Raw genomic sequence first — 17,710 nt, 5'->3', positions numbered from 1 at the left:
ATGCCGCTCATGCCGACCTCCGACACCGCCGCCGAAGACAATCCGAAGATCGCCGGCACTGCTGCGTTCTCCAAGTTCATGGCCGTGCTGCAGCTGATCGCCGACCAGGATGCGCCGCTGTCGATTGCCCAGCTCAGCGCGCTGAGCGGTTATCCGCGTCCGACCGTCTATCGCATCCTGGCGGCGCTGACGGCCGAAGGCATGGTGGTGGAAAATCCACGCACGCGCCATTTCGAACTCGGCCCGCGTCTGATCAATCTCGCCAGCAAATCATGGTCGCGTTCGGATGTCCGCACCGCCGCCATCGACGCCCTGCAACAGCTGCGCGACACCACGCGCGAGACCGTCCACCTGGCCGTGCCCAGCGACAACGGCATGGTCTACATCGAGAAGCTGGAAAGCCCGCAAGCCGTGCGCATGACCTCGCGCGTGGGCACGCGCGTGACGCTGTATTCGAGCTCGGTCGGCAAGGCCTACCTGGCCGCGCTCGACGAGGCCACCCGCAACCGCCTGCTGCGCTCGGTCAAAATACAAAAATTCACCGAACACACCATCACCGACCTCGACGTCCTGCGCGCCGAACTCGCCGTGGCGCAACAGCGCGGCTACACCGAAGACCGCGAAGAGAACGAAGCGCAGATCTTCTGCGTCGGCGCGCCCATCTTCGGCGCCGAAGGCATGCCGGTCGCCTGCATCAGCGTCAGCATTCCACTGTTCCGCAAACCCGCCCAATTGCAACAGGCATTGATCGATCCGCTGCTGTCGACCTGCAAGCTGATCACGCAGAAGCTGTCCGGCCCGGGTCGCTGAGCATTTCCATTTCCATTTCCACTTCCCCTTCCCCTTCCCTCTGATTTTTCTTTCCAGCAAGACATCCTGCGGCAAGCCCCAAAACTTGCCGGTTTTGCCACGCACCGCATTGACGCGGCTTTTCGCACATTTTGCGTGCGCTTTTCTATAATTGTTTTTCAACAACAAATAATTCTCCTTTAAATTCAAGGCACTAATAATTTGCACCGAAATGGAATGTTTTTTGCTTTATAAAGACCTTTTCGCTATTTATTGCACAATTATTGGGAGATTTTTTCGTGGACGATCACAAAAATGGTGCCGATGCGCTCTTCATTTTGCTCGGCGCAGTCATGATTCTGGCGATGCATGCCGGCTTTGCCTTTCTGGAACTGGGCACCGTGCGACGCAAGAACCAGGTCAACGCGCTGGTCAAAATCCTGGCGGACTTCGCGGTATCGACCATCGCTTACTTTTTCGTCGGCTATTACGTCGCCTACGGCGTCAGCTTTTTCAGCGGCGCAGAAGTCCTGTCGGCACGCAGCGGTTTTGAGCTGGTGAAGTTCTTTTTCCTGCTGACCTTCGCCGCCGCGATTCCCGCAATCATCTCGGGCGGCATCGCCGAGCGCTCCAAATTCAATCCGCAACTGATCGCCACCGCCGTGCTGGTCGGCCTGGTGTATCCCTTCTTCGAAGGCATCGCCTGGAACCAGCACTTCGGCGTGCAAGCCTGGCTCAAGAACGCATTCGGCGCCGAGTTTCACGACTTCGCCGGCTCCATCGTGGTCCACGCCGTCGGCGGCTGGATCGCCCTGCCTGCAGTGTTGTTGCTGGGCGCGCGACGCGGACGCTACACCAAGGACGGCAATATCGCCGCGCACCCGCCGTCGAACATTCCCTTCCTCGCACTGGGCGCCTGGATCCTCACGGTCGGCTGGTTCGGCTTCAACGTCATGAGCGCGCAAACCCTCGACAAGATGAACGGCCTGGTCGCGCTCAACTCGCTCATGGCCATGGCCGGCGGCACGCTGGTCGCGCTGATCATGGGCAAGAATGACCCCGGTTTCGTCTACAACGGTCCGCTGGCCGGACTGGTGGCGGTATGCGCCGGCTCCGACCTGATGCATCCGCTGGGCGCGCTGGTCACCGGCGGCATCGCCGGCGCGATCTTCGTGTGGATGTTCACCCGCACGCAAAACAAATGGAAGATCGACGACGTGCTCGGCGTATGGCCTCTGCACGGCCTGTGCGGCACCTGGGGGGGACTGGCGGCCGGCATGTTCGGCACGAAAACGCTGGGCGGCCTCGGCGGCGTGTCCTTCATGGCGCAGTTGTGCGGCTCGCTGCTCGGCATAGCCATCGCCGTCATCGGCGGCTGGATCGTCTACGGCGTGCTCAAGAAAGCCATCGGCATTCGCCTCGATCCGGAACAGGAATTCGAAGGCGCCGATTTGTCTATCCACAAGATTTCGTCGACGGCGGAGCGGGATACCAGTTGGTGATAATGATAGAAATTAATAAAGTCTATCGGCGTGTTTGATACCATACGAATATATTTTCCTTAGGGATATTCATGCCCAAAAAGGAAAATTTATTGAAATCGGCCAGCAGCGGCTCTTGATCGATGGCCGCTGGTCCCCGCTAAACCTCAGACGTCTATTTCTGATCGCATTCCATGGTCGATTCACATTTCAGCACCGCTAGCGCACTGCGCAGCCACTACCAGGACGTCATCTTGCCGATCTGGCGTGATGCGGGTTTTAATCAAAACCTGGGACTCGCCTACGAAAGCGTGGCAGCAGATGGCAAGACGGCATTGCCGCCGGTACGCTATCGCGCCATGGCGTGCGCGCGGCAATTGTTCGTCTTTTCGCTGGCGCAGGAGTGGCAACATGCCGATGCCTTGTTTGCTTCGCTGTGTCATTATTTTCAAGACAAACAGCATGGCGGCTGGTTTTACAGCGTCGATGCCGACGGTGAGCCGAAGGAACGGCAAAAAGACTTGTATACGCACGCATTCGTGATTTTCGCGTGCGCCGAATATGCCAGGCATCCTCATGCGAAACAAGCTCAGCAAGCGCTCGCGCTCCTGGAAGAAACCTCAGCCCTGATTGAACGTCACATGGTTGACGGCGCTCTGTTCAGCAGCGCCATGGCGGAAGATTTTTCCAGCAAGATCAGCGGTCCAACCCAAAATCCGTTGATGCACCTGACCGAAGCCTGGCTGGCCGCTGCCGCCACGACCTCGCAAGCGATTTTTGCGCAGCGGCTGGACAAGCTGGTCAGCGCTTTTGCCGGCACCTTCGTGGATGAGGCAACCGGTTGCGTAGCCGAGCTGCCACTGGACAGCGATAATAACTGGATCGAACCTGGCCATCAGTTCGAATGGCTGTTTTTGGTGGAATCGAGTCAGCACCCGGCCTTTCACAAAGCGGGCATGCAGCAGGCCTTGTATCGTGCCTTTGATTTCGTCCGACGCACTGGTGTCGATGCGCAAACCGGCGGTGTGGCGGCGGCGTTGGACCTGCGCGGAACATTGACCGACAGCACCCAGAGAATCTGGGCGCAAAGCGAATATCTGCGTGCCCTCGCCCATCATCGCGAGGCAGCCGTGCGCGCCGAGCTCCCGCTGCAGATCGCTCGTTTCGGCGCGCGCTTCCTCACGGCGTCTGGCTGGATTGAAAGCCAAACCATTGACGGCAAGATCGTGCGTGCCGAGTTGCCATCCACCACCGCTTATCATCTGGCGACGGCTTACGCGACCTTGTCTTGAGCCGACATGAACGCAAGATGCAGGCATCCAGGTGTCAGCGCTCTTGATATGTGAGCGCTCAAAGTAGCCAAAGAGATATTCGGCATCGTCTTTGAGCAAATCATCAGCAACTGCAAAAAGCTTGTGTGCAACGGCCTCCGCAACGCTGGAGAGCGCGGCCTTTTTTGGCTGCGCTTCAAAAACCGAAGCAGAAAATTTTTGCATCAGAAGTCGGTATCGCCATCTCCAAGCGCCCTTGCTCTTGATCCAAAACAACAGCTGCCAATCACAATCGAAGTATCATTGCACTTAAAAGGTGCCAAAACATTCGGCATTTTCGAACAACACGGTGCAAGACATTCTTTCAAAACAATATTTATTTCCTGATAAATCGACGAATGACGGACGAACTGGATTCAGCAAAAGAAGAAATTCCCACAGCAATCGAGCTGCAACTGGGAAAGCGAATTTCCCGATTGCGCGGCGCCCGCGGCTACACCCTGGAAAACCTGGCAACGGCCACAGGCTTTACGAAGGGCTACCTTTCGAAGATCGAAAACTCCAAAGTCATTCCCCCGATCGGCACCTTGCTTAAAATTACACAGGTGCTGGAAACAGATATTGCAGACCTGCTTGAGCCGGAAGACGCCACCGCCGACACAGACACCGTCTGTGTGATCCGGTCCTGGCAACGAGAATCCGTCATCAAAGGCGGCAGCTCGTTTGGCTACGACTATGTCGCGCTTGCGCACAAGCGCCACCACAAACAGATGGAGCCATTCATCATGGTGTTTCCGTCCAAGGTCGACCGCGACATTCGCTTCGAACATGAAGGCGAAGAGTTCATGTTCATTCTCGATGGAGAGGTAGAATTTGAGGCGATCATCGATGGACGTAACAAGACCTGGGTTTTGTCGCCAGGAGACAGCGTCTATTTCGACTCCCGCTCACCCCATCGAGGACGCAGCCTGAATGGCGAGTCCCGGGCGCTTGTCGTCATCTACAAATCCAAGCCGACATCCATTCCGTAATTCACGGCATCTCCACCGGACAGCGGGTTAAGCAAAATGGATCGGGTTCAACGGAAAAGTTGGTACTCCATTGAACCAGGTCCAACCCTACCTCACTGGCAACGCCAATTTTTGCTGTGCGTACCTGTTCTTCAATCGTTCTCTGCCGCCCGCATCCGGCGCATTCTCTGGCAGAGTCGCAACATGTGCAGGTGCGACTGCCGCCATCGATCTTGCATCTTCCGTTTTGAAGATTTCGACTGCCTGCTTCAAGCGTTTCGCCTGTCCCTCCAGCGACGCAGCAGCCGCCGCCGCCTCTTCGACGAGCGCGGCGTTTTGCTGGGTGACCTGATCCATTTGCATCATCGCATCGTTGATCTGCCCAATCCAGCTGCTTTGCCGCTCTGACGCAGAGGAGATATCGCCGACGATATTCGTTACCCGATCGACGGCAACCATCATCTCCTTCATTGTCGCTCCGGCTTTCTCTACCAGGCCGGAGCCATTGCCGACACGCGCGACGGAGTCGTCAATGAGCCCCTTGATCTCTCTTGCCGCCTGGGCGCTACGCTGCGCCAACGTTCTGACCTCCGTAGCGACGACCGCAAAGCCGCGACCTTGCTCACCGGCGCGGGCAGCTTCGACAGCGGCATTGAGTGCGAGGATGTTCGTCTGGAAGGCGATGCTGTCGATCACGCTGATGATGTCGACCATCTTGAGTGAACTATCGTTAATTCCACGCATGGTCTCTACCACCTTGCTCACCACTTCACCGCCACGCTCCGCGATGCGCGATGCACTTCCGGCCAACTCGCCCGCTTGTCGCGCATTGTCGGTATTTTGTTGTACAGCGGAAGTGAGCTCCCCCATGCTGGCGGACGTCTCCGCCAAAGAGCTCGCCTGTTGCTCGGTGCGTGAAGACAGGTCGAGATTACCTGCTGCGATCTCGCCGGCGCCGACTTCAATTGTGTCCGTGCCTTGGCGGATCTGGCCGACCGTCGCGGACAATTGCCGCTGCATCCGGCGCATGGTGCCCAGCATGCTATTTTCGTTGTCGCCTTTTACGTTGATCTCGAATGCCAGATCGCCATCGGCAATTCTCGACGCAATCTCGGCGGCGTACGACGGCTCGCCACCGAGACTGCGCGCAACGTTGCGGATGACCAGATAGGTCAGCGCCGTCAGCAGCAAACCGATTGCAATCGTAATGCTCAGGATGCCTTTGAGTTCGCTGTAGAACACAAGCTCGATGCTATCGACATAGGCTCCCGTAAAAATTGTCCAGCCCCATGGCTTGAAAAGCTTGGCATAGGTAATCTTCGGTGCGGGAACGGTATCTCCTGGATGCGGGAAAGAATAATCCACCTGCGCTTCGCCTGTGGCATCGATCTTTTTCCGCTGTTCCTGAATAAAGTATTTTCCATCGGTATCTTTGAAATCCCGCTGACTCTTCCCCACAATTTTCTGATTGGCATGGACCAGCGCGATAAAGTCCTGATCCTGTACGACGAAATAGCCTTCGGGGTTGAAGCGCATGGCTGAAATGTTTGCGATGGCACGCTTCTGTGCTTCCGCCATGGTGAGCTCGCCGCTATCCACACGTGCGGCATAGCCCTTGACCACCGATTCTGCAATCTCGACATTGGCGCGAAGTTTCGTGCGCCGCTCTTCCGTCAAAATGCTGCGCGTGTTCCACGCAGACCAGACTCCGAACGACACCAAACCGACCCACATCAGCGCCAATATCAAATACAGCTTCCCGCCCAGGGTAAGATTTTTCATGACAGCCCTCTCCTCCAAAAGTTGAATCGTCTGACGATGGCCGATCGATTCAATGGAGCACATTGACCGACCGCCATGCTCCTTACCTTGGCCCCATTCCAGGCACGCTGTCGCCTCCGGAATCCGCTGGCTGCGATGTCACCATCAACGCCCTGGATTCCGCCTGCAGGCCGCGCCCGCGATGCGGTGTCTGCGAGTCGAAATAGATACTGTCGCCCGGAGACAAAACCCACTGCCGCTCCTTGCCATCAACCACAAAGCTGAACTCGACTTGCCCCTCGAGTATGTAGATGAACTCCTCCCCTTCATGCTCAAATCGCACGTCGTGCGACAGGTCGGAGGGAAATACCATGATGAAGGGATCCATTGTCTTGCGGCGCCGCTTATTGGCCAGCGCAATGTAGTCGTAGCCGAACGAGCTATCGCCTCGCACAATGGGCTCGCGTGCCCATCCGCGCACGACGCAGATTCCGCTCGTGCTCTCGGCCAGCACTTCCGTACCCAGCAACTCAGCCAGATCGGTATGCAGCGCCTGCGCTATTTTTATCAGCGTGCCGATCGGAGGAATGACTTTCGAATTTTCTATCTTTGAAAGATATCCCTTGGTAAACCCGGTCTCGACCGACAGCTGCTCAAGCGTATAACTGCGCGCATTGCGAAGTTCATACACGCGCGTGCCCAGACGTATTTCTACGTCGGACAGCCCGGCAGCCGCGTCGGCGGGAGGAGCGTCCGACATCATCAGGCTTGAACCGGCGGCAACGCAGTTATGTTGGCCTGCCATGCCCGGGAATACTCCATGATCCGGGCGGTCTCATCCGCCACTTTCGGGTCGATTCTTGTCTTGAGCAGATGCATCATCGCGTCGATGCAAAGCGTTACACCACCACCGGTGACGATAGTTCCTTCATCGACCAGGCTGGAATGCACTGTCGAAATCTCCGGATATTTCGACGCCATCACGCTTAACGGAGAAACCTCGGCGCCAATGACTTCAACCTTGGTCGTCGCGCTCTTTCCATCAAGAACGCCAGCCGCGGCCATGATCATGCCGCCGGTGCACACCGACACCAGCAACGTATCGGCCGCACGCGTCCTCAGGAAATCGAGCGTGCTCTTCGCAACAGTCTGCGCCTGCCATCCCGGACCTCCCGTCACGACAATCACATCCAGCGCCGGCGCGTCGTCGACGCCGTAGTCGGCAATCACCCGCAGCCCGTTCGCCAGGCGAACTTCTCCGCTCTGCGGCGCAAGCGTGCAGATCTGAATGTCGGGATCAACACGACGCGCCATCGACAACACGCCGAAGGTCGCCAGATCAATCGGCTCTACATCTGGATAAATAAAAATGCCAACTTTCATGCCAATCTCCTTTATGAAACTTTTGATTAAAATGTTTACTGTTGGGATACTTGATGCTACATTGAGTTTCATCAGCTGTCTAGCTGAACTAGGAGAAGACGGGTAATAGGTACGATTTATTGCATTCAACAGTGAATTTCGCTACGACAATAGTTTCCCAATAAGATATTTTCCACTGCTGATAGATAGAGTTTCTCGTATCGAGAATCGGTTCTTCGTAAAAAATCAAACGAAGGAGACAAAGATGGCAATTCCAACCACGAGTCACACGGTGACCGCAGGAAAGGCAGAAACAAAGGGGAAGATCGGCACAATCGCAGCAGCCAGCTCGATTGGGACGATTATCGAGTGGTACGACTTTCTGATTTATGGCATGGCGGCAGCGCTGGTATTCAACAAGTTGTTTTTCCCGAACGTCTCGCCAATTATCGGCACGCTGGCAGCACTGGGCACCTATGCCGTCGGCTTTTTTGCACGCCCGCTGGGCGGTGCCATCTTCGGGCACTTCGGCGATCGGGTCGGTCGCAAATCGATGCTCTTGCTGACGATGTTCATCATGGGCCTGGGGACGGTTCTGATCGGCTGCCTCCCCACCTATGCTCAGGTCGGACTATGGGCGCCGGTTCTTCTGATCACCCTGCGCTTCATTCAAGGCATTGGCCTGGGCGGCGAATGGGGCGGTGCAGCACTCATGGTATTGGAGCATGCGCCACCAAACCGACGCGGATTTTATGGAAGTCTGGTTCAGGTCGGCTTTCCGCTCGGATTGCTCATTGCCACCGCGGTCTTTTCCATTGTCTCAAAGTTGCCCGAAGCCGACTTCATGGCTTGGGGATGGCGGATACCGTTTTTGCTGAGCCTGGTGCTGGTGGTGGTGGGTTATTTCATCCGCAGCAAGGTGGAAGAGTCGCCGGTTTTCCTCCGCATGAAAGAAAAAAATGAACTGTCGAAGAGCCCGGTTCTGGACGCCATCCTGAAGAACCCGCGCTCATTTCTGACGGCGATCGGACTGAAAATCTCGGAAGTGTCCTGGGTTTACATATTGACCGTCTTTATCGTTCTGTACGCCACCAACACGCTTTCCTTGCCGAAGTCTCTGATCCTGGACGGAATTCTGTATGCGGCGATCGTCGAAGTGGTGACGATTCCCCTGTTCGGGCTGATGTCCGATTACATCGGCCGACGCCCCATGTATATAGCGGGAGCGATCATCACGATGTTATTGGCCTTCCCGCTCTTCACGATGCTGGATACGAAAGACGCAACCATCGTGATCGGCACAATGATCGTGGCGCTGAGCCTGGGCCATGGACTCATGTTTGCGCCGGAAGCGACGTATTTCCCTGAACTCTTCGGTGCGAATGTACGGTACAGCGGCGCCTCCTTCGGCTTTCAAGTCGCAGCTGCCATCGGCGGCGGGCTTTCGCCGATGCTGGCGACGGGGCTGATGGCCTATTTCGGAGGGACCGCCGGCGTCTCGATCATGCTGATCGTACTGGCAGTCATCACGCTTGTCGCGGCGCTGGTCGCCCGGGAAACCAGAAACGAAGTGTTGTAGTAGTTGCTCAACTTATCGCGGAACAGCCGCATTTTTTAAGGAGATGGAAATGAACGCAGTCGTCGAAACCCGCTTGAAGGGAAAACTGGCCCCAACACCTAACGGCTCGACCTATGTCAAGCCGGATGATCTGGAATGGAAGCCGACCAAACACAAAGGCATCCGCATCAAGGCACTGTATGAAAATGCCGAAAGCGGCGAACTGACTTGCCTGCTGAAATGGGAACCGGGCACCACCCTCCCGTTCCATCGTCATCCGGAGATTGAACAAAGTTTTGTGCTGGAAGGCTCCTTCTACGATCACGACGGCATCGCACGTGCCGGCGAGTTCACATGGCGCAAGCCCGGTTCGTTGCACGAAACCCGCTCTGACGAAGGTTGCGTGATCCTGGCGGTGTATCGCAAGCCCAATGTGTTTTTTGATGTTGACGCCGGCTTCTGATTTTCAGAAAGAAAAATCATGAGCTATGTAGTCACCGAAGCTTGTATTCGCTGCAAGTTCATGGAATGCGTGGAAGTCTGCCCTGTGCAGGCTTTCCGCGCAGGACAGAATTTTGTGGTGATCGATCCATCCGTTTGCGTCAACTGCGCAATATGTGAGCTGGTATGCCCCGCAGGAGCAATCCGCGCCAAAGAAACGCTCGCCGGCAAAGACCGCGACTATATCGATATCAACATCCAGTTTGCGAAGACATGGCCCGTCATTACGCAACAGGGAAAAGTGCCGGATGATGCGGAAACCTGGCTGACGGTGACAGACAAAAGAGAATTCCTGCTACCGACCCCCGACCCGGAAGCACAATAAATTGGCAGCGCTTCCAGGTCTCTCCCGAAACGACAGGCGCCTCGCAGGCGCCGTTTTCACTCGGAAAAGATCTGGCGCAAGACGCCGCAATCCCCCTACCCGGCAGTGCTCCGGATGTGTATGCATTCGAGCTATCGTGCGGCTTAAAACCGGCTCCCGCCAAATCTCGAAAGCAAAAGTACCGCCTCAGCCTGACAAGCGCAGCAGTCGCTATTGACCGCGATCCCGGCGCCTTGGTTACTTCCTCATATTTTGATTAGATATTAATCAGGTTTAATGGATTCTCTTTAAAAGTGGTGAGATCTACTATTCATTCCAAGCAAGGCATTCAACACAACAAGTTGACGAAGCGACGTCATCGTCAGCCATTGCATTGCGATCCAACTTATCACTCAAAGGAAAAATCATGAAACTCAGCAACAAAGTGGCATTTATTACCGGCGGCACATCAGGCATCGGACTGGAAACTGCAAAGCTGTTCCAGGCGGAAGGCGCCAATGTCGTGCTGGTTGGCTCGAACGCTGAACGTCTGGCAGAAGCCGGCAAGGCGCTCAACGGCAACGCTCTGCTGATCCAGGCGGACATCCGCAAGGTAGCGGACATCGAACGTGCGGTCGAAAAAACCCGTGCGCAGTTCGGCCACATCGACGTCGTCTTTGCCAACGCCGGCGCCACCACAGTCGCTCCTCTCGCATCCGTCACTGAGGACTACATCAACGACAACCTCGCGTTGAACTTCACGGGCACATTCTTCACGATCCAAAAGACGGCTCCTTTGATGAGCCGTGGCGGCAGCGTCATTGTGACGACCTCCTTCCTGAACACCATCGGTTATCCAGGCCTGTCGATTCTGGCAGCCACCAAGGCAGCAACGCGCTCCCTGGTTCGCACCCTGGGCGCCGAACTGGCGCCACTCGGCATCCGTGTCAACGCCATCAGCCCGGGCGCAATTGCAACCCCGTTCTACAGCAAGATCGGTCTGCCCGACAACGTGCTGTCCCAGGTCGCCGCCAGCATTACAGACAAGGTTGCGCTGAAGCGTTTCGGCACCCCTGACGAGCTGGCCAAGACAGCGTTGTTCCTGGCAAGCGACGATTCGTCGTACACCACAGGAACCGAAATGGTGGTTGATGGCGGTCTGACGCAGTTCTAATGTGCCGCGACACTATGTCGCGACAAACCGGATCCCGTCCTGGCGGATGGGTTCCGGACTGAATCAGACAAGCTGGGGTTAGAATTGATTCTTTATATTTTTTTTGGGTGCATCACGTGGACCGACTAGAAGCGATGGCGATGTTGGTGGCCTCGGTTGAGGAAGGTAGCTTGTCGGCCGCGGCCAGAAAATTGAATGTATCGGCTCCCACGCTCACCAGGAACGTCAGCGACCTTGAAGCGATGGTGGGGACGAGACTGATCATCAGGACAACAAGGAAGCTCGCGCTGACCGAAGCGGGCGTTGAGTATGTCGCCGCGGCAAAGCGAATCCTCGAAGACGTGGACGAACTGGAGCGGCGTGCCGCCGGTGAATTCACGACCCCACGGGGAGAGCTGGTTGTCACCTCACCTGTGCAAGTGGCGCGTTTGCGGGTGCTGCCGGTCATCAATCAGTTTCTCGCGCTGTATCCTGAGATTCGAATCCGGCTGGTGCAGTCCGATCGCATCATTGACCTGATCGACGTACACGCCGATGTGGCCATCCGTGTAGGCAAGCTTCGCGACAGCAGTTTGGTCGCTACGCGGGTGGGGGCATTGCGTGTGGTGACCGTAGCCAGCCCGGCACTTCTGGACAAACATGGTCGGCCCGAGACGCCGGAGGATTTGAGCAAGTTTCCTTGCGTCGTATTCGATAGTCCAAGTCTCTCTCCATGGCGCTACCGTAGTCAGGATACGGGGCAAACGTACACCGTTTCAGATGTACCGCGCTTACTCGTTTCGTCGCCGGATGCCGCAGTTGATGCCGCTATCGCAGGCATCGGCGTGACCTTCATCCTTGAGCATGATGTGCACGACGCGGTAAAGGCCGGGAAATTGAAATATGTCTTGCAAGAGTTTGAGGTTGAACCGATTCCGGTTCATGTGGTTTTTCTTTCCCGGGAAGCGATGCCGGCAAAGCTGCGCCGCTTCATTGACTATGCGGTACCGCAACTCCGCGAGTTGCTTGCTGAATTCGGGCGCATTCCTTCTGATTGAACGCCCCGGACGTATATTCGACATCGCGGGTGTGCCCGGATCACCGGCAACGTTTTTCCTCCTGTCGGATTACTCCGACGCAGTTTGACTCCCCTCCCTTTCTGACGAACGTACAGACGCCGTTGCCCGCCACCTGAGTTCTGATTCCCATCAGGCGCCGGTGCGTTTGCATGCTGCGCATCCCCCTATTGAATATGGCGAAAAACGATCATGACGCCTACTTCGCCATTGCAGAGGCGGACTCATGCACCGCCTTTCTTGATTCAATCGGGTGTCGCCAGGCCAAGAACAAATCGACCAGCTGCGCCCTCTTGCAGATCCCCGCAATCTAATCATTTTCTGAGGAAATGATTCTCGCGTTTGCATGATTCTGTTTTAAAACGATTCAGAGCATGATTCATTTCAGGCAAAGAGATTAAGCGAAACCAGACGACCGATCAGCTCAGATGATTGGGCAGACGCGCAATCGGTGTTTCGTTTGTTGACTCTTCATGCCGCTCAAATCAACCCATGCGAGATAACTGAAATATGAAAATCATGAAAAAAATTACACGCCGCACTGGCAGCAGATCAGGAAACCGATTGGACACTGCCAGCCTACAAGAAAAACTTGGCGTAGGGGTCGCATCATTGACCGTTATGGTGGCACTTATTGCCCTGATCTCTCAGACACCGGCTCAGGCACAGGTGTCGGTCAGCGGCAAGACCCTGCCGTTGAGCACGGCAATTATTGCAGCTCAAACAGCGGTGGATACATGCAAAGCAAATGGCTATGACGTGACTGCGACGGTTGTCGACGTGTCGGGAACCCCACAAGTCGTTCTGCGCGGCGACCATGCGGTAATTCACACCAAGGACAGCAGTTTCCGCAAGGCCTATACGGTCGTGACGATGGGGCCGATCTTCCATGTCGATACGACCAGCGGCTATATCGGTGTTCTGTCGAAGTATCCGCCTCTGCTGGCACAGTCGCTGGCAAGCACGCCCAATGTCACGGCATTGCCGGGCGGGGTGGCATTCAAGGTGGGAGACGAAACCATTGCCGGGCTCGGTGTAGGCGGCTCACCTGGCGGTGACAAGGACGAAGTCTGCGCTCAGGCAGGTGTGGCTAAAGTGGCCGCGCTTCTGAAGAAGTAAATCGGCGTGGACTGATGGGTGGGTAGGTGGGTTGGTATTTACCCTCCTCAATCACGACGCTGATGAGCAATCATGATCCGTGACTGTCACGATCATTCAACATCATTTTTATATCAAAAACTATCATGAACATGAAAAAAGTAATCATTGCAATGGGGCTGGCTTTCGGTGTTTCCATCGTCGCAAGCGCCGCGGACAAGAAGCCTGTGCACGAAGGCCCGTCGGTGAGCGTTCCCGCCGGCGACATCAAGTTCGTTGACACCGGCGTGAAGTCGGATGGCAAGGAGCTCAAGGCAGGTCCGGCCTATGGCAATTTGGCAAATGGACGTCACGGTACTTTCGTTCGCGCACCGGCCGGCTTCAAGAGCGCTCCGCATACGCACACCGAGGACTACTATGCCGTGGTATTGAAGGGTGTCGGCGCCAACTATCAAGCCGGTGGGAAAGCGGTTCCGCTTCCGGTAGGTTCCTACTGGTTTCAACGCGGTGAAGAGTCGCATGTGACGGAGTGCATCTCGGACACCGACTGCTTGTTCTTCCTCGTGCAACCGGGCAAATTTGATTATGTGCTGAGCAAATAATCAACGATGCACAGTTGGGCGGCAAGTGTCGTCACCGCCCTCACAAGCGAAATGCCCGGCAGATTATTTTCCTGGGCATTTTGCATTGTGAGTGTTCCTTTTCTCGCCGAATTTTTCTATCCAACTGATCCACTTTCCATTGCCGGGCAAATGCAGCAATGCGATCGCAAGAGCCTTCCAATCTATAAGCATATGACGTAACCAAAAGATCGGGGTCCAGCTCAAGGCAGGTGTTCCGGATCTCTGCAAGGAATTTCAATGCAAGACAAAACAACCACGTTGTGCGGCGAAAAAAATACATTGCCCGCCGAGGCGGATCGGCTGAATGCCCTTCATGAACTGGAGATTCTGGAGGGCAATTCGGATGAAGATCTGAATCGCATCACACGACTCGTCGCGCTCCATTTCAACGCCCCATTCGCCTATATATCCCTGATAGACAGCACGGTGCAGCAATTGAAATCGACCTTCGGCTTCATGAAGGAAGAGACGCCGCGCGAGAAATCATTTTGTACCCACACCGTGGATGCTGCCGATGTCTTCGTCGTTCAAGATGCGTTGACGGACGACAGATTCAAAAACAATCCCGCTGTCACGGGTGATTTGAAGGTCCGGTTTTACGCCGGCGCGCCGCTGATCACCAACCAGGGATTCGTTATTGGCGCCCTCTGCGTCATGGATACATATCCTCGCGACCTGACCGAAGAACAACAGAATACGCTCAGAGAACTGGCGGAGCTCGTGATTGCGCATATTGGTCTGAGGCGCGCCGTCGGCCGGGTCAATATTTTGAGTGGAATGCCGAACAACTATCAGTTGGAAGAAGACCTCAAGGCGCTCTCCTCTCAAGCGAGCAAAGGCCGCCGCATTCTGGTCCATATCGATATGCCGGATCTGGGAACCGCGATGAAAATTGCCGGCTTTCTCGGAGTAGACGGCTACAACGTGCTGATGCGTAACGTGGCGCACAAGATCAGAAAGATATGCCGGGGAAGGGCTGATATTTACCATCTCAACGACAACCAGTTTGCGCTACTTTCTATCGATGGCAATACGGCCGGCTTCAGGGACTTCGTTCGGAGCCTGCACAAGAATTTTTCAGATCCGGTTGAGAGCGCCAATATTCCGCTGAACCTGCTCAGTTATGGTGGTTTGGTTGAATTTGAGATCGAGGCCGTTGAAATTCAGGACGTGACAAGAAAAGCCTTGGCGGCGGCCCACCAGGCATTCATCAGAAAGCAACGCTGGTGCAACTACGATATAACGTGCGACATCTCGCTCCAGCGTTCGTTTACCTTGCTGACGGATATTCACTCGGCGATCCGCGACGGCGATTTCAGGCTGGAGTATCAACCGAAGCTGGACCTCGCGACCGGAAGATATGACTCCGTCGAGGCCTTGTTGCGTTGGACCCATAAAAAATTCGGTCCGATTTCTCCCGCTGAGTTTGTGCCGCTGGTAGAGAAAACCGCCCTCATCAAACCCTTGACGAATTGGGTACTGGACGCAGCATTGTGTCAGATACGCGAGTGGAAAGAGATAGGGCTGCATCTGAAAGTCGCGATCAATCTTTCACCCAGGAATTTTGAAGAAGATGACATCGTCGAGCGCATCCAGCATGCCTGCCTGCGCCACGATATCTATCCGGATGAAATTGAAATCGAATGCACGGAAGGCGTCTGGATGGACGGTGCAGATGTCCTCGACACCTTGAATCGCATCCGCAGATTTGGCATTCAGATAGCACTCGATGATTTTGGAACAGGCTACAGCAACTTCGCTTACCTCCAGGAAGTACCTGCCAGCGTGATCAAGATCGACAGATCGCTGATCAGCGAAATTGATACGAATCCAAGGGCAGGACGCGTTGTCCGCTCCTTGATTGAATTGGCCAAGCAACTGCAATACCGAATTGTCGCTGAAGGCGTGGAAATGTCTTCCACGCTGCGCTTGTTGCAGACATGGGGTGTCGATGAGGTCCAGGGCTATTTACTGTCACGCCCCCTGATCGCGAAAGAAATCGAGGAATTTGTTCGAAACACCTATGCAGTAAAAAATGAAAGAGCAATATGTCTGAACTGAAGATTGAGCATTACGTGGCAAAAATTAAAACCATGGAGGCAATGATGGTGGCGCTGTGTGCTTCACTACCGCGTGAGGTCGCAGCAACGACCCTTGCTCTTCTTGACAAGGCAGAGGCAGCCCTGCCGCCGTCCGAATTGGTAAGCCCGGAAGAATACGCCATGCTTCTGGGAAAGCAATTCTCCCCGTTTCGCGATGCCCTGACCGCAAGCGTCGTTTCAAAATAGAATTCGCTATCACTGCAAGCAAGAAATAAATTCCATGATCGCTTTTCTCAGTGTCCTTCCGGTCCTCTCGACCATTACCGCCCTGGCTTGCGGAGCGCGGTCTCTTCACGCAGCCTTGCTCGGTGCAGGCTCTGCAATGCTGGCTATCTTGATAGCCTTCCCTATCCCGGCGGAAAGCATGCTGCCTGCGGCCGTGCGCTGGACTCCGATTTTGGTGGAAGTCTTGCTGATTGTTGCTGGCGGCCTTTTTTTATCTGAAGTGTTGCGTGAAGCTGGCGCCCAGGCAGACCTGGCCCGCTGGATTCAAAGTTGGGCCGGCCAGGGAGTTGGCGCGGTGCTCCTGGTCGTACACGGCATCACTCCTTTCTCCGAGTCGCTGACGGGTTTCGGTATCGGCGTAACTATTGGCATCCCGTTACTGGCTCATTTTGATCTTTCCGCTCGCAAGGTAGCCGTCATTGGCTTGCTCGGTTTGTGCGCAGTACCATGGGGCTCCATGGGCCCGGGAACACTGATCGCCTCGACGATGTCGAGGCTGTCGTTCCATGACCTCGGCGTGATGTCTGCGGTGCTCAGCCTGGTACCTTTTTCCGTGACGGGTATTGCTGCTGCCTGGCTCGCAAGTCCGCCTGGAAAGCGCAAGGTCGCAGTCTTATATGGAGCGCTGTCGGGGATCGCCTTCACCATTGCCGTAACCACAATGAACTGGGCCTTCGGGACTGCTCCGGCGGGGGCCTTGGGCGCTCTGGTCATGATTTTGCTGCACCTCTTGCGCGGCCGTCATCAAGGCAAGGCTCCATTGAGCAAGACCGGCCGCAGGGCTCTTGGTGCTTATACAGTTCTGCTAGGTGGAGTTCTGGCCGCAGGATCGGTGGTAAAAGTGCTTGGCCTTTCAGATAACTGGCACTACCTTGGTTCGCCTGCTCTGTGGCTCTTCATCGCAACGCTGTGGTTTGCGCGCGGAAGGCCGGCGATACAACCAGTCCAACGCGCAATGTCGTCCTGGCTGCAAGTAGCGCCTGTGACGGGCCTGTTTATCTTGCTGGGTGTCCTGATGGCCGTCTCGGGCATGGCCGCATATCTTGCCAAGGCACTCTCCGACACAGGTTCAGCCTATCTTGTTGCGGCCCCATTTGTGGGCGCCTTGGGAGGTTTCGTCACTGGTTCAAATAGCGGCGCCAACGCGATGTTTGCTTCCACCCAAAGTGAAATCGCGCGCTCGTTGGGTGTTGACGTCTTGTTTTTCATGGCAGTACATAACGTCGCAGCTGCATTCCTGCTGATGGCATCCCCCGGGAAGATTGAGATGGCTGTACGGCTATCTCCTGCAGGAGCCTCCTCGGATCGACGTTGGATTCAAATGGTGGTGTTGGCCGTATCGTTCGTGGTCGTGACCCTACTCGCTCTGATTAACTTCCTCTGAACTGGATGCAAC

The 17,710-nt window shown here is 55.6% G+C and carries 17 protein-coding genes; 14 read left to right on the top strand and 3 right to left on the bottom strand.

Features of this window, described 5'->3' with window-relative positions; all coding sequences use genetic code 11:
• Positions 1-9 precede the first annotated feature (9 nt).
• The 4 genes from E4P32_RS11310 (at position 10) to E4P32_RS11295 (ending at position 4,572) form a co-directional block, all read left to right on the top strand.
• Complete coding sequence (locus E4P32_RS11310) at positions 10-810, top strand: IclR family transcriptional regulator (protein WP_116434624.1); 801 nt, start codon at positions 10-12, stop codon at positions 808-810.
• A 278-nt stretch (positions 811-1,088) separates the two neighbouring features.
• Positions 1,089-2,291 (top strand): ammonium transporter, encoded by a 1,203-nt coding sequence (locus E4P32_RS11305; RefSeq protein WP_116434110.1) that lies wholly within the window; start codon positions 1,089-1,091, stop codon positions 2,289-2,291.
• 173 nt (positions 2,292-2,464) lie between these two features.
• Positions 2,465-3,562 carry an AGE family epimerase/isomerase gene (locus tag E4P32_RS11300; protein ID WP_116434111.1) on the top strand — a complete coding sequence of 366 codons (1,098 nt, stop codon included), beginning with the start codon at positions 2,465-2,467 and terminating at the stop codon, positions 3,560-3,562.
• Between the two features lie 377 nt (positions 3,563-3,939).
• A complete protein-coding gene (locus E4P32_RS11295; protein WP_116434112.1) occupies positions 3,940-4,572 on the top strand; it encodes a cupin domain-containing protein in 633 nt (210 codons plus the stop codon).
• 87 nt (positions 4,573-4,659) lie between these two features.
• Here the strand turns inward: E4P32_RS11295 and E4P32_RS11290 are convergent, their stop codons facing one another.
• From E4P32_RS11290 to E4P32_RS11280, 3 genes are all read right to left on the bottom strand, one after another.
• Entirely contained in the window at positions 4,660-6,333 is a 1,674-nt protein-coding gene (locus E4P32_RS11290; RefSeq protein ID WP_116434625.1) for a methyl-accepting chemotaxis protein, read from the bottom strand.
• A gap of 82 nt (positions 6,334-6,415) precedes the next feature.
• On the bottom strand, positions 6,416-7,117 hold the full coding sequence (locus E4P32_RS11285; RefSeq protein ID WP_233526627.1) for an XRE family transcriptional regulator: 702 nt from the start codon (positions 7,115-7,117) through the stop codon (positions 6,416-6,418).
• Positions 7,075-7,695 (bottom strand): DJ-1/PfpI family protein, encoded by a 621-nt coding sequence (locus E4P32_RS11280; protein WP_116434113.1) that lies wholly within the window; start codon positions 7,693-7,695, stop codon positions 7,075-7,077. Before E4P32_RS11280 ends, E4P32_RS11285 begins: the two co-directional genes overlap by 43 nt.
• Before the next feature lie 244 nt (positions 7,696-7,939).
• Between E4P32_RS11280 and E4P32_RS11275 the strand changes: the two genes are divergently transcribed.
• The 10 genes from E4P32_RS11275 (at position 7,940) to E4P32_RS11230 (ending at position 17,698) form a co-directional block, all read left to right on the top strand.
• Positions 7,940-9,253, top strand: a complete 1,314-nt coding sequence (locus E4P32_RS11275; RefSeq protein ID WP_116434114.1) for an MFS transporter — start codon at positions 7,940-7,942, stop codon at positions 9,251-9,253.
• 49 nt (positions 9,254-9,302) lie between these two features.
• Positions 9,303-9,695, top strand: a complete 393-nt coding sequence (locus E4P32_RS11270; protein WP_116434115.1) for a cupin domain-containing protein — start codon at positions 9,303-9,305, stop codon at positions 9,693-9,695.
• Positions 9,696-9,713: 18 nt separating this feature from the next.
• Entirely contained in the window at positions 9,714-10,058 is a 345-nt protein-coding gene (locus E4P32_RS11265; RefSeq protein WP_116434116.1) for a ferredoxin family protein, read from the top strand.
• Between the two features lie 406 nt (positions 10,059-10,464).
• Complete coding sequence (locus tag E4P32_RS11260; RefSeq protein WP_116434117.1) at positions 10,465-11,211, top strand: SDR family oxidoreductase; 747 nt, start codon at positions 10,465-10,467, stop codon at positions 11,209-11,211.
• 116 nt (positions 11,212-11,327) lie between these two features.
• Complete coding sequence (locus tag E4P32_RS11255) at positions 11,328-12,248, top strand: LysR family transcriptional regulator (RefSeq protein WP_199525622.1); 921 nt, start codon at positions 11,328-11,330, stop codon at positions 12,246-12,248.
• Between the two features lie 537 nt (positions 12,249-12,785).
• The gene (locus E4P32_RS11250; RefSeq protein ID WP_245192546.1) at positions 12,786-13,385 is read left to right on the top strand and encodes a heme-binding protein; all 600 of its coding nucleotides are present in this window, start codon (positions 12,786-12,788) and stop codon (positions 13,383-13,385) included.
• Between the two features lie 125 nt (positions 13,386-13,510).
• Entirely contained in the window at positions 13,511-13,966 is a 456-nt protein-coding gene (locus E4P32_RS11245) for a DUF4437 domain-containing protein (RefSeq protein WP_116434119.1), read from the top strand.
• Positions 13,967-14,224: 258 nt separating this feature from the next.
• A complete protein-coding gene (locus E4P32_RS11240; RefSeq protein WP_116434120.1) occupies positions 14,225-16,048 on the top strand; it encodes a sensor domain-containing phosphodiesterase in 1,824 nt (607 codons plus the stop codon).
• The gene (locus tag E4P32_RS11235) at positions 16,036-16,275 is read left to right on the top strand and encodes a hypothetical protein (protein ID WP_116434121.1); all 240 of its coding nucleotides are present in this window, start codon (positions 16,036-16,038) and stop codon (positions 16,273-16,275) included. Before E4P32_RS11240 ends, E4P32_RS11235 begins: the two co-directional genes overlap by 13 nt.
• Positions 16,276-16,309: 34 nt before the next feature.
• Positions 16,310-17,698: an L-lactate permease gene (locus tag E4P32_RS11230; RefSeq protein ID WP_116434122.1), complete on the top strand. Its 1,389-nt coding sequence runs from the start codon at positions 16,310-16,312 to the stop codon at positions 17,696-17,698.
• Positions 17,699-17,710: the final 12 nt, after the last annotated feature.

Origin of the sequence: Herbaspirillum sp. 3R11, from assembly GCF_004563925.1 — a bacterium.
Lineage (GTDB): Bacteria > Pseudomonadota > Gammaproteobacteria > Burkholderiales > Burkholderiaceae_D > Herbaspirillum.
This window is presented reverse-complemented; position numbering and strand designations above follow the sequence as displayed.